Raw genomic sequence first — 12,314 nt, forward strand, 5'->3', positions numbered from 1 at the left:
AACATTATAAGAAATATATTTTATCATTTTATAACACCTCAGCTAAATTTTTCATAGGATGTTTAAGCATAGAGCATTTTTATATAAGTTAAAAAATTTATTTAAATTATATTATATTATGCTATTACGAACCTATCTAAACTATTATAAATTAAAAACAAAATAAATCCTATAAAATTATAAAATAAAAAAGCCGCAATTGCGGCTTTAGAAATTATTCCACATCAGTATATTTACTCTTTGCAAAGAATGATATAGCATAAAGACCTGCTAATCCTACTATGGCATAAACAATTCTACTAAATGTGCTTATAGCACCGAAGGCACTAGAACCTGCAAATAAAATTGCAACTAAGTCAAATTGGAATAATCCTATTAGGCCCCAGTTTACCGCACCAACAATAACTAAAATTAGTGCAATTGAGTCTAATACTTTCATAAAAACATCTCCTTTTAAATAGATTACAGTTGATAGTATTACCATTAGTTTTAAATTTTAAACAAAAAATCATAAAAAATCCTATTATTAATATTTTGTGAACATCTGAAAAATCTGTTATAGTAAGTACATTTTTATAGATATATATTATATAATACTATTTAGTTACAATATATTTGAAAGAAGGAATTTTATGAAAAATGTATTAATATTTTTAGGAAGTATTTTATTATTTTCAATTATAGTATTAGGTATATATGCTTTACTAAAGAAATTTGTATTTGACAAAATAAAAATAAACAAGTGGTTAGTACTTATAATGGCTTTTATTGTATTTGTAGTACCACCACTAGTATTTACAACATTACCAGTGTTAGTAACAAATTATGTAATACCAGGTATATTTGTTATATTATTTCTATGGTTTTGGGATTTGTGTGGCTTCATGTCTAAGACTCAAAATAAAATTGCCAAGGCTGCTTATAATAAACCTAAGAGTAATAAAAATGATATAGTAATAAGACCAAAGGCAAAACCTAATAGAGTTAAAAATAATTCTAATAGTAAGTAAAAATATAATTGAACTATATAAAGAAAAGGATGCATGTATAATTGAATACTTACATCCTTTTCTTTATTTTTTATAAATATGTTATAAAACTTTTATTCCATTAACATAGGTTTCTAAAATTTTGGTTTCTTTAATTCTATTTTTAGATACAGCAGTTATATCTTGAGATAAAACTACAAAATCAGCTAGATAATTTACTTTAATTTTGCCTTTTATATCTTCATCAAAGGACATGTAACTAGGTCCTATAGTATAAGCTTTTAAAGCATCTAAAGGTGTAACACCTTCATCAATATTAAAGCCATCTTTAGGTTTATTATTTAAATCTGTTCTATTTACAGCTCCATGGATTCCTTGGATTATATTAAAACTTTCAATAGGAGCATCAGAGCTAAAGGCTACAGGAATACATTTCTGTATCATAGAATTAAAGGCATAACTACTTTTAGTTCTAGCTTTACCTACAGCTTTTTCAACTATAGGATAATCACTCATAATAAAAGCTGGTTGTACATTAGCTACTACATTGAGCTCCTTGAATCTATTTAATAAATCATCATTAGTAAATTGACAGTGAACTATAACAGGTCTAAGATTATCCTCAGTATCTTTAGAGATTTTTTCATAGGAATTTAATATCATATCACAAGCTCTATCTCCAATACCATGGATAATAATTTGAAATCCTTGTTCAAAACCTTTAGTAACGAAACTATCTAAATCCTCTTGAGAATAAATACTAATACCATTATCAGGAGTATCCTCATAGTTGTCTATCATAGCTGCAGTACGAGCACCTAAAGAGCCATCTTGAAAAAGCTTAAGACCTCCAACCTTAAGAAAATCACTACCTACCTTTGACTTCAAACCAAAACTATTAGCTTCCTCTAATAATTCATCAGTATTAAGGCAGAGTTGAAGAGTTATTCTTACAGAGAGGTTGCCTTCTTCTTCTAACTCTCTATAACTTTGAATTAAATTAGGTAAACTTCTACAGTGAGTTAAGTCTTCAGTTTGAACAGAGGTTATGCCACATTTAATTAAGTCATCAAAGGTACTACGGAGAGAAGCTTTTATCTCTTCCACAGAAGTGGGAGGAACCTTACTAAGTGCAATATTTAAAGCATTTTCACGAAGAATTCCAGTAGGAACTCCACTTTCTCTATCTATAGCACCACCAGTAGGATTTTCTTTCATTTTATCTATACCTAAGAGCTCAATAGCTTTTGAGTTAATTACCCCTATGTGACCACATATTCTAGAAAATATAATTGGATGGTCACAGGAGATTTTATCCAGATCATATCTATTAGGAAGTCGCTGTTCTTTAAAGTAGTTATCATTCCAGCCTCTAGAAATTATGTATGTATCCTTTAGAATATTGTTTTTATTAATATACGACTTCACAACACTAATCATTTCATCTATGGAGGATATGTTATTTAGCCTTACTGCAGTCTTTTGAAACCCATAATTAAGTAGATGCATATGAGCATCATTAAAACCTGGAACTACAGTATTGCCTTTTAAATCTGTAACTTTATAATCCTCTTTAGAAAATAATGACAGTAAGTCTTTATTACATCCTACTGCTAGAAACTTTCCATTTCTCACAGCAAAGGCTTCATAAACTTTATTGTTATCCAAGGATATAACATTTCCATTAACGTATATATCTATAGACATATAATCACCACCTATTATAATATAGTTACATAATATATATAGTTATTCTTTAGAATAATATAAAATCCTCTTTAAAACTTGTAAAGGTTTTAGTTGTTGAGAAATTTTTAATAAATTGTAGGGTTATTTATACATATAACTTGTAAAATTATTATTATATGATAAAATTTAAATATAAATTATTTTAAAGGAGAGCATTATTATGTGTAGATGTTGTTGTTGCTGTAGTAACATATGTATAATTTAACAAGATACTACTGAGCTATAATAATGTAATTAATAATTGATATGAATTTTAATCGTTATTTAAGCTACAGTTGGTTCTGTAGCTTTTTATATTTTATACTAATATGATTTAGAATAAGAACGGTTTAATGTTATGTAAAGTATAAATATAGTTAAGCATATATTATATAGATAATTTATAAGTTACAGAACAGTAATTATCATTAAAACATTAGTTATAAGAAATATGTAAAGGAGACATGAGATGAGTTTTTATTTATACAACACCATGACTAGAAATAAAGAAGAATTTATTCCTGCCAATAAAAATAAAGTTGGAATGTATACTTGTGGCCCTACTGTCTACAATTATGCCCATATAGGAAACTTAAGAACTTATATATTTGAGGATGCATTAAAAAAATCCTTGGAATATGTAGGTTATAAAGTTAAGCATGTTATGAATGTAACAGATGTAGGTCATCTTCAATCAGACGGAGATGAAGGTGAAGATAAAATGGCTTTAGGTGCAAGTCGTGAGCATAAAACAGTATGGGAAATCGCAAAATTTTATGAAGATGCTTTTTTTGAAGATTGTAAAAAGCTAAATGTAAAAAGACCAACAGTGGTATGTAGAGCAACAGAACACATAGAGGATATGATTAAATTTGTTCAAAAGCTTGAGGAACGTGGTTACACATATGAATCAAATGGAAATGTATATTTTGAAATAGATAAATTTGAAGATTATACAAAGTTAGCAAATCTCAGTATAGATGAGTTAGAAGCTGGTAGTAGAATAGAAATAGATCCAAATAAGAAGAATCCTTTAGATTTTGTGCTATGGTTTACAAATTCTAAATTTTCCAATCAAATAATGCAATGGGATTCTCCTTGGGGTAGAGGATTTCCAGGATGGCACTTAGAGTGCTCTACCATGAGTATTAAATACTTAGGTGAGAATATTGATATTCACTGTGGTGGAATAGACCATATACCAGTTCACCATACAAATGAGATTGCTCAATCAGAAGCAGCTTTAGGTCATAAATGGGTAAATTATTGGGTTCATGGAGAATTCTTAGTATTAGATGGTGGCAAAATGTCTAAATCAAGTGGAGACTTTTTAACAGTATCTAAACTTGAAGAAGAAGGATTTAGTCCCTTAGATTATAGATATTTCTGCTTACAATCTAAGTATAGAAAACAACTGGTATTTAGTTTTGAAAGTCTAAAAGATGCTCAAAATGGCTATAGGGCATTAAAGAAAAAAATAGGGACTATATTAACTAATATTGATGAAACCTATAGTATGAATAAAGAACTTATTAGCAGATATCAAGAAAAGTTTAAAACTCAAATAAGTGATGATTTAAATATAGCCAATGCATTTACAGTGCTTAATGAGGTTATAAAAGATGGTGGATTAAATAATAAAGAGAAAGCATTTTTAGTTGAAGATTTTGATAAAGTTTTTTCACTTAATTTAATGACTATTGAAAAAGAAGCTATTGAAGTTGATGAGAAACTAATAAATCATCTTATTGAAGAAAGAAACATTGCAAGAAAAGAAAAAAATTATAAAAGATCAGATGAAATTAGAGCACAGTTACTAGAAATGAATATAGAAGTGTTAGATAGTAAAGAAGGAACTTCTTGGAGAGTAAAGTAAATAAGTTAAAAACACATGGGGTGAATTTGAAAATAACTCCATGTGTTTTTATTTATCCTCACAATTGCATACGTTATTAATAAAGTTATATATTCTACATTCCAATACAGGATATACACAGTTAATTTGCTCTAGAATTTTATAAGCAGTTTTTTCAACTTTTTTCAATTTAGAGGTTTTTCTCTTAGTGGTAGTAGAATTATTTAGTAATTGTGTTGAGGCCATAATGAGAGAAGAAGTGTTAGAAAGTTGAGATAATATTTGAAGCAAAGGCGATATACAATTAGCTACATATAAAGCTTCATAATCATTAATAGCTAATAAGTTAAGTTGAGTTTTTAGAACATTTAGGCTAGTAGTAATTTCAGTTAAAGAAAGCAACTCACTTTTAAGAGAAAGTAAAGTACTGGGATCAGAAGCAGATTTTGAAGAACTTTCATTTATTTTATCAAGGCTAGACGATATTAGTTCTGTTAAATTGTCTATGCTAGTAGCTATTTTGCTTATATCCTCCATAAAATACTCCTTGGAAATTTAAAATTCATATTTCAAGTATATTAAGTAGATTATATATATATTCATTTTACATATGATTTCAACTATGGCAAAATACATATAGCCAGAGAAATGGATAAAAGTATAGATGATATTATTGACACAGGATAAATAATCGAGTAAAATAATAAAAGTCATTGAAAGTATTTGATGATAAAGAAAATAGTTATTTTCTTAAATGGGCGATGATATTGCAGACTTTTTCTATATGAGCAATATCCGTATATCAACAACTAAGTTAGTAGTATTATCGCAATGCTAATGAGGAATTAAAAAATTCTTCATTAAAGACAAACTTATTTAGTTTGTGAAAGTACAAAGATAATTATAATGTCTATGTACTTATCTGGTAAGAATATCTTGAAGGTAACACCCGTAACCATGCCGAACACGACGGTTAAGCTTCAAAGAGCCAAAAGTACTGCACGGGAGGCTGTGTGGAAGGATAGGTTATTGCCAGGTAGTTTGGTTCACTAGCTCAGTCGGTAGAGCACATGACTTTTAATCATGGTGTCCGGGGTTCGATCCCCCGGTGAGCCACCAAAACACCTTATTTTATAAGGTGTTTTTTTTATAGGGTAATTACAAGCTCTTACTCCTATATCTTTCAAAGTGACAGTAAAGAGGAGCTAGGTCCCTGGATAACCATTGCGCCTAAAGGACAACGAGTTCTAAGTATGAAAAGCCCTATTGAAAATTACAGGGATATAATATATTGCTTTTAAATTTTGAAATCGTATAGATAATCAAACTAGTATTTAATATTATAAAATATCTTGATTTATATGAAAAATTCATATAAATTAAGTAAGGAAGAAAATTAAACTTAATATTGTATGGATGAATGTTATTGAAGATATTTAATTTTTTTAAAGACTAAGTAACCGTAGGAGAAAGAGTTAATTATAAGCTTTTAATTAACTTGAAACTTTCAGGTTGAATACAATAGCAGGACATAACCCTGGAGAGACTCTTTACATTAATAATTAAAGAGCATCAACGAAGCAACCTTTATAGGGAATCTTTCAGATAAAAGGACAGGGGGTAAAAAGCATTTATTAATTATGTTTTTTACTCCTTTTATATTGTAAAATATTAAATTGGAATATTATTACACAAAATAGAAAGGAGAATACAATTATGCTATTAATTATTTTTGAAGTTGTTGGAACAGTTGCATTTGCAATTTCTGGAGCTTTAGTAGGAATGCAAAAGAAATTAGACTTATTTGGAGTTATATTTTTAGGAATTATTACAGCTATAGGGGGTGGAATATTTAGAGATATAACCTTAGGACAAATACCACCAGCTGCTTTTATAAATCCTAATTATTTTATTATAAGTATAGTGGTATCTATAATGGCTTTTTACGGATATCCGAAACTATCTACTATGTACACTACATCTAAAAGAAAAGAAATTATTTCTGAATCTCAGGGGAATAAATATATGAGTGAGGAACAAATACTTAAAATAGCTAATAGAAGAAAGCAAATAGCTATCTTAAAAAAAGTAATATTAATTTTAGATTCAATTGGACTTGCTACATTTACAATATTAGGTGCAAATTTGGCTTTTAAGCAAGGCCATAGTAATATATTTTTAGTAGTTTGTATGGGATTAATTACAGGTGTTGGAGGTGGAATTTTAAGGGATACCTTTGTTCAGGATACTCCAATGATTTTTAAAAGAGAGATTTATGCAGTGGCATCAATACTTGGAGCATCGGTATTTTACTTATTTAACTTTTATGGAGTGAATTACGATGTAACTTTTTGGGTATGCTTCACAATAATATTATTATGCAGAGCTGTATCTATAAGATTTAAATTAAATTTACCAATATTTAATTCAGACAAGTATGATATAAACTTATAGAGCAATATTTAAGTAAAGAATAAGCTCATATAGATTTTAATAATATATTGGAGTATTTATAACACTAATAAAAGATTTTGAGCAAAATTTGCTTTCATATAAATTCTCTTTCAATTTCATCACTTTAATCCACTATAGAGTGTTAAAAATAATAATTTTATTTCTAATAATTTTATAAGTATACATCACAAAATTATTATGATTACATATTATATTATTAAGAACAGCTTTGAAGCTAGTCCTTAATATATACACATCAATATATTAGTTCTAAACAAAATATTTTATATACTATAAGTTACTATAAAATGTTTAGTGATTAAAACTATTATAAAACTGATTAAAAAGTGGGGAGAATATAATATGTTAAATAATAATGAATTTTATAATTATAATGAACAAGACTATTCAGCAGAAATGTTTGCTCAAGATTACAGATATGGACAACCGGATGGAGTAGATTTTGAACAAGAGTACTTTAGAGGCAAAGATGGAAATTGGGGACATGATTGTAAGCCATCACATCATAGACCATGCCCACCATGTCCAAAACCATGCCCACCATGTCCAAAACCATGTCCACCATGTCCAAAACCATGTCCACCATGTCCTCCATGCCATTGTTATCCAAACTATAACCAATGCTCAAGCGGAGATGATTGGTGGATAATTTTAATACTATTATTCTGCATATGCCCATTTGGTGGATTTTTCTGGTAAAATATAATATTATCAATAACTTAAATGTAAATATTTATAGATAAAATATTAAAATAAACAAGTAAAAATATAGAAATGGTCATCACTGTATATTAATATATATAGTGATGACTATTATTTTAAGAGGAGTAGTGATATGACTAGACAAGAAAAATTGTTAAAATTAATTGAAGAGAGACTTATTAAAGATGAAGTTATAAGTTATTGTGTGGAAGGTGCTTTTGAAAGCACTGTAAATGGAAGACAAAACACAATTACAGGGGTACTGGTAACCACTAATAAAAAAATAAGATTTTGTGGTAAAAGATTTTTCTTGATTTATGATGATATTATAGAATATAAAGATATTGAATATTTAGATGCTAATGAAGAAAAGCTTGGTCATAAAATTTTTATAGCTGGAAAAGGAAAATCTTATTCCATGAAATTTATCATAAGTAAAGATGTACATAATTTTGTAGATAGTATAAATAAAAATTTATACTAAAATAAGTAGCTAAAAGAAACTTAAAGATTTAATGATTATTATCTATAATAATAGTAAATAATAATAATAAATCTGGTGAGTATACTATTAGAGGCTACACCCGTATCCATTCCGAACACGTAAGTTAAGTTCTAATAGGCTATATATACTACATTAATGAAAATGTGGGAAAATTAGTTATTGCCGGGTATAGAACAGAAGCTAAAAACTTTAAAGAAGCAAGATAAAAAAGGATGTATAATGTTTTATTGATAATATGTTTATTAATGAATCTATTATAATCTTAAATTAACTAAAGATTTTATAAGATGACTTTAAAATATAAAGGAGAAGAGATAGTTTTTTTATCTCTTCTTCTTTTTCTGTACATAATTATTAATTAGTAGCCAAGTATATACTAATAGCAAACTATTAGTATATAAAGATTAAAAACTAAATATATAGGTAAGGTATATAAAAATAAATTTAAGATAAATTTAAGCTAAGTATTTTATTATAGGATTGTATTAGATGACACAAGGAGGTGATTTATATGAAACAAGTTAAATTTAGACACGAGATAAAGCATTTAATAAATATTTCAGACTATTTGGCAATTAAAAGCAGATTAAAAAATATTGCACAGTTAGATGACAATGCAGGAGATAAGGATACTTATACTGTAAAGAGTCTATATTTTGACAATATTAATAACAAGGCATTAATGGGAAAAATTAATGGAGTAAATAATCGAGAAAAATTTAGATTAAGAGTTTATAATGATAATCATTCCTTTATAAAACTAGAGAAAAAAAGTAAAGTTAATGGATTATGCAGTAAGATTGCAATAAGTATATCTATAAATCAATGTGAAGATATAATTAAAAATAATATTGATGACATATTTAAATATAAGGAGCCTATTTTAACGGAATTATACTCAAAGATGAAATATGATTTATTACGTCCTAAGACTATAGTTGAATATACAAGGGAAGCATATGTATTTAAGCCAGGAAACGTGAGAATTACCTTTGATAGTAATATTAAGAGTGGTTTATATTCACAAAATTTTTTTAATGATAAGCTTGCTACCGTTGGAATGCCAGGAAGGAGTCCTATAGTTTTAGAGGTTAAGTTTGATGAGTTTTTTCCTGAAATTATTAGAGATATGATTCAAACAAAAGATATAGAAAGTTCTGCTTTTTCAAAATATGCAGCTTGCAGAATTTACGAATAAAATTAAGTTATTTGGAGGAAATAAAAATGGATAAAGCATTAAGTTTTAATGATATTTTAAAATCAAGTTTTTTAGAGAAGGCATCTAGTTTTTCAATTGTAGATGTAGCTATAGCCCTAGGACTAGCTCTTGCTATTGGACTATTCATATTTTTAGTATATAAGAAAACTTTTAAGGGCGTAATGTACTCAGAAAGTTTTGGTATTTCACTTATTGCAATGAGTTTAGTTACAACATTAATTATTCTTGCAATTACTTCTAATGTAGTACTTTCACTTGGTATGGTTGGTGCTTTATCAATTGTAAGATTTCGTACAGCAGTTAAAGAACCTATGGATATTGCATTTTTATTTTGGTCAATAAGTGTAGGAATTGTTGTAGGAGCCGGATTAATACCTCTTGCGGTATTTGGCTCAGCATTTATAGGAATGATGATTATGGTGTTTACAAATAAAAAAAGTACTGATAATCCCTATATCTTAGTTGTAAGTTGTAAGGGAGATAGCAGTGAAAATAATGCCATGGAGTATATTAATAAATATGTTAAAAAACACGTGGTGAAATCTAAAACTGTTTCTGCAGGGAGTAATATTGAATTAACAGTAGAAATAAGATTAAAAGAAATGTCTACTCAATTTGTAAATGAAATTAGCAGTATATCAGGAGTAAACAATGCAGTGTTAGTAAGTTACAACGGAGAATACATGTCTTAATATTTAGGTGGTGTATGAAGTGATTTCGAATAAATATATAAATATTTTTATAGCAATGATTATGACATTAAGCATAGCTTTGGCTGGAGTAATGGCAACCGTTGATATGTCTAGGTTTGAAGCAAATGCTACAGGGAAAACAACCCACCCAGAGTATATAACAAATCTTTTTAACAAAGATGATATTATGGAAATTGATATAGATATAGATGAGAAACTTTGGAATGAACTAGCAGATAATGCTATGGAAGAAGAATATTATAGTGCCAATATAACTATTAACGGAGAAACATACTATAATGTTGGGCTTCGAGCTAAGGGAAATACAACATTATCACAAATTGCTAATGATGATACTACGGATAGATATAGTTTTAAAGTTAAATTTGATGAATATATCGATGGACAAACTCTTAAAGGTCTTGAGAAATTAGCATTAAATAATATGATGCAGGATACAACTTATATGAAAGAATATCTTTCCTATGATCTATTAGACAAAATGGGAGTTTCTACTCCAGCGTTTCAGTATGCTAGCATCACCTTAAATGGAGAGCCTTGGGGTTTATACTTAGCTCTTGAGGTTATGGAAGAAAGCTATATTGAAAGATATTATGGAACAACAGGTGGAAATTTATATAAACCTGAAACTACTAATATGGCAGGAGGAATGGGTGGAGCTAAAGTTGATATGGAGATGAATAATGATGCTACAACAAAAGCTACAACAGATACTAATAAGAAAAATCCTAATTTTAATAATGAAGAAAATTTAATGTCTCCACCACCAAATCCAGAAATGAATAACTCACCAGAAAAAGGTGACCAGGTGAATATGGCAAATAACAATATGACTATGGAACAAGGGAAAGAAATCAATGGACCTATGGGAAGAGATACTGGTGGAGCAGATCTGGTATATTCTGGAGATGAACATTCTAATTATTCTATAATATTTGAAAATGCAATTTTTGATTATACAAATGAAGATGACTACGATAAAATAATAGCCATGATAAAAAGCCTTAATGAAGATATTGATGACATAGAAAAATATTTAGATGTAGATGAAGTATTAAGATATTTTGCAGTAAATACTTTTGTTGTAAATTTAGACAGTTATGCATCAAACATGAAACATAATTATTATCTATATGAACAGGGTGGAATATGTTCAATACTTCCTTGGGATTACAATTTAGCTTTTGGGGCATTTCAAGGAGGAAGTGCAAGTAATGTTATAAACTTTCCCATTGATAATCCTGTAGGTGATAGTTTAGAAAGTAGTCCACTTATAGGAAAGCTTCTCGAAGTAGACGAGTATAAAGAAAAATATCATGAGTACCTTAATGAAATAGTTCAGGATTATGTAAATAGTGGAGTATTTACTGAAACAATTAATAATATAGATAATTTAATTGGTGACTATGTGAAAAATGATGCTACAACATTTTATACCTACGATGAATATGTAGCTTCTATTCCTGAGTTAATTACCTATGGAGTAGACAGAGCAAAGAGTATATCGGCTCAACTTTCTGGATCCCAGTCCTCTACTTCTACTGGAAATATGGCTACTAATTTAAATTTATCTGCACTTGGTAGTCAAGGTGGTGGAGGTAATAGAGATGGAAAGGATATTCCTCAAGATATGAAAGAGAATAATAATACTGAAAAGGGAATGGGGATTGGAGAAAAACCTAGCAATATGCAGAATAATTCTGAAAAGGGAGCTCCTCAGGGTAACTTTATGCCAAGAAATAATCCAGGTGGTGTTAATAGAGGAAATTCTCCTAATAATATCATGAGAAATACGTCAAATGATGCAAACATTAAATCTAATTTAATAATATATGTTATATGTATTGTAGGAATAATTGTAGCAATAATAGTAGTGCTAAGGTTTAAAAGAAAAAAATATCATGTATAAAATACTAAAAGCTATCTCAGAGTATATATCTAAGATAGCTTTTAAACTTATATAATTTAGATTATAGTACTTTTCTGTGTTTAATTATAAATTCTCTCATTCTAAAATAGGAAGTTCAATAATAAAGGAAGTATCTTTTCCTGCATTACTTCTGGCATAAATCTTTCCTTTATGGCTTGTTACTATGGCATTTGCAATAGCTAAGCCTAAACCATAACC

At 28.3% G+C, this 12,314-nt stretch carries 12 protein-coding genes, 1 tRNA gene, 2 rRNA genes and 1 riboswitch; of the genes, 11 read left to right on the forward strand and 4 right to left on the reverse strand.

Translation table 11 applies throughout. From position 1 onward, the window contains the following. Nucleotides 1-214: 214 nt before the first annotated feature. Nucleotides 215-439, reverse strand: a complete 225-nt coding sequence (locus tag B2671_RS03375; protein ID WP_035134290.1) for a DUF378 domain-containing protein — start codon at nucleotides 437-439, stop codon at nucleotides 215-217. Nucleotides 440-632: 193 nt separating this feature from the next. Here B2671_RS03375 and B2671_RS03380 point away from each other — a divergent pair, with 193 nt between their 5' ends. Beyond that, the gene (locus B2671_RS03380) at nucleotides 633-1,010 is read left to right on the forward strand and encodes a hypothetical protein (RefSeq protein ID WP_346869158.1); all 378 of its coding nucleotides are present in this window, start codon (nucleotides 633-635) and stop codon (nucleotides 1,008-1,010) included. Between the two features lie 81 nt (nucleotides 1,011-1,091). Here B2671_RS03380 and B2671_RS03385 read toward each other — a convergent pair whose 3' ends face one another. Continuing rightward, entirely contained in the window at nucleotides 1,092-2,696 is a 1,605-nt protein-coding gene (locus B2671_RS03385) for an amidohydrolase (protein WP_346869159.1), read from the reverse strand. A 490-nt stretch (nucleotides 2,697-3,186) separates the two neighbouring features. Between B2671_RS03385 and cysS the strand changes: the two genes are divergently transcribed. Continuing rightward, the gene (cysS, locus tag B2671_RS03390; protein ID WP_346869160.1) at nucleotides 3,187-4,593 is read left to right on the forward strand and encodes a cysteine--tRNA ligase; all 1,407 of its coding nucleotides are present in this window, start codon (nucleotides 3,187-3,189) and stop codon (nucleotides 4,591-4,593) included. 48 nt (nucleotides 4,594-4,641) lie between these two features. On the opposite strand, the gene B2671_RS03395 is transcribed toward cysS, so the two are convergent. Beyond that, nucleotides 4,642-5,109: a hypothetical protein gene (locus tag B2671_RS03395; RefSeq protein WP_346869161.1), complete on the reverse strand. Its 468-nt coding sequence runs from the start codon at nucleotides 5,107-5,109 to the stop codon at nucleotides 4,642-4,644. Nucleotides 5,110-5,493: 384 nt separating this feature from the next. On the opposite strand from B2671_RS03395, the gene rrf (B2671_RS03400) reads away from it, so the two are divergent. The 9 genes from rrf (B2671_RS03400) to B2671_RS03440 all read left to right on the forward strand — a co-directional run bounded on the left by rrf (B2671_RS03400) (nucleotide 5,494) and on the right by B2671_RS03440 (nucleotide 12,095). After that, nucleotides 5,494-5,610: ribosomal RNA gene (gene rrf / locus B2671_RS03400) — 5S ribosomal RNA — on the forward strand. Between the two features lie 5 nt (nucleotides 5,611-5,615). Next, nucleotides 5,616-5,691, forward strand: a tRNA-Lys gene (locus tag B2671_RS03405). A 408-nt stretch (nucleotides 5,692-6,099) separates the two neighbouring features. Further along, nucleotides 6,100-6,199, forward strand: a riboswitch (glycine riboswitch). Between the two features lie 89 nt (nucleotides 6,200-6,288). Next, nucleotides 6,289-7,026, forward strand: coding sequence for a trimeric intracellular cation channel family protein (locus B2671_RS03410; protein ID WP_346869162.1), 738 nt, complete (start codon nucleotides 6,289-6,291; stop codon nucleotides 7,024-7,026). A gap of 363 nt (nucleotides 7,027-7,389) precedes the next feature. Continuing rightward, nucleotides 7,390-7,746 (forward strand): hypothetical protein, encoded by a 357-nt coding sequence (locus B2671_RS03415; RefSeq protein WP_346869163.1) that lies wholly within the window; start codon nucleotides 7,390-7,392, stop codon nucleotides 7,744-7,746. A gap of 136 nt (nucleotides 7,747-7,882) precedes the next feature. Then, on the forward strand, nucleotides 7,883-8,233 hold the full coding sequence (locus B2671_RS03420; protein WP_346869164.1) for a PH domain-containing protein: 351 nt from the start codon (nucleotides 7,883-7,885) through the stop codon (nucleotides 8,231-8,233). Between the two features lie 71 nt (nucleotides 8,234-8,304). Beyond that, a 5S ribosomal RNA gene (gene rrf / locus B2671_RS03425) occupies nucleotides 8,305-8,422 on the forward strand. Nucleotides 8,423-8,765: 343 nt separating this feature from the next. Further along, on the forward strand, nucleotides 8,766-9,452 hold the full coding sequence (locus tag B2671_RS03430) for a polyphosphate polymerase domain-containing protein (RefSeq protein WP_346869165.1): 687 nt from the start codon (nucleotides 8,766-8,768) through the stop codon (nucleotides 9,450-9,452). Between the two features lie 26 nt (nucleotides 9,453-9,478). After that, complete coding sequence (locus B2671_RS03435) at nucleotides 9,479-10,165, forward strand: DUF4956 domain-containing protein (RefSeq protein ID WP_346869166.1); 687 nt, start codon at nucleotides 9,479-9,481, stop codon at nucleotides 10,163-10,165. A gap of 19 nt (nucleotides 10,166-10,184) precedes the next feature. Next, entirely contained in the window at nucleotides 10,185-12,095 is a 1,911-nt protein-coding gene (locus B2671_RS03440; RefSeq protein ID WP_346869167.1) for a CotH kinase family protein, read from the forward strand. 96 nt (nucleotides 12,096-12,191) lie between these two features. Here B2671_RS03440 and B2671_RS17560 read toward each other — a convergent pair. Next, nucleotides 12,192-12,314: ATP-binding protein (locus B2671_RS17560; protein ID WP_414632609.1), on the reverse strand; the 123-nt coding region annotated here is incomplete at its 5' end.

Origin of the sequence: Clostridium sp. UBA5119 (genome assembly GCF_002414285.1) — a bacterium.
Classification (GTDB): domain Bacteria; phylum Bacillota; class Clostridia; order Clostridiales; family Clostridiaceae; genus Clostridium_J; species Clostridium_J sulfidigenes.

What these genes read in the sequence shown, in the direction of transcription:
- B2671_RS03375 (WP_035134290.1), bottom strand. Translation starts at nt 439, where the DNA reads ATGAAAGTATTAGACTCAATTGCACTAATTTTAGTTATTGTTGGTGCG.
- B2671_RS03380 (WP_346869158.1), top strand. Translation starts at nt 633, where the DNA reads ATGAAAAATGTATTAATATTTTTAGGAAGTATTTTATTATTTTCAATT.
- B2671_RS03385 (WP_346869159.1), bottom strand. Translation starts at nt 2,696, where the DNA reads ATGTCTATAGATATATACGTTAATGGAAATGTTATATCCTTGGATAAC.
- cysS (WP_346869160.1), top strand. Translation starts at nt 3,187, where the DNA reads ATGAGTTTTTATTTATACAACACCATGACTAGAAATAAAGAAGAATTT.
- B2671_RS03395 (WP_346869161.1), bottom strand. Translation starts at nt 5,109, where the DNA reads ATGGAGGATATAAGCAAAATAGCTACTAGCATAGACAATTTAACAGAA.
- B2671_RS03410 (WP_346869162.1), top strand. Translation starts at nt 6,289, where the DNA reads ATGCTATTAATTATTTTTGAAGTTGTTGGAACAGTTGCATTTGCAATT.
- B2671_RS03415 (WP_346869163.1), top strand. Translation starts at nt 7,390, where the DNA reads ATGTTAAATAATAATGAATTTTATAATTATAATGAACAAGACTATTCA.
- B2671_RS03420 (WP_346869164.1), top strand. Translation starts at nt 7,883, where the DNA reads ATGACTAGACAAGAAAAATTGTTAAAATTAATTGAAGAGAGACTTATT.
- B2671_RS03430 (WP_346869165.1), top strand. Translation starts at nt 8,766, where the DNA reads ATGAAACAAGTTAAATTTAGACACGAGATAAAGCATTTAATAAATATT.
- B2671_RS03435 (WP_346869166.1), top strand. Translation starts at nt 9,479, where the DNA reads ATGGATAAAGCATTAAGTTTTAATGATATTTTAAAATCAAGTTTTTTA.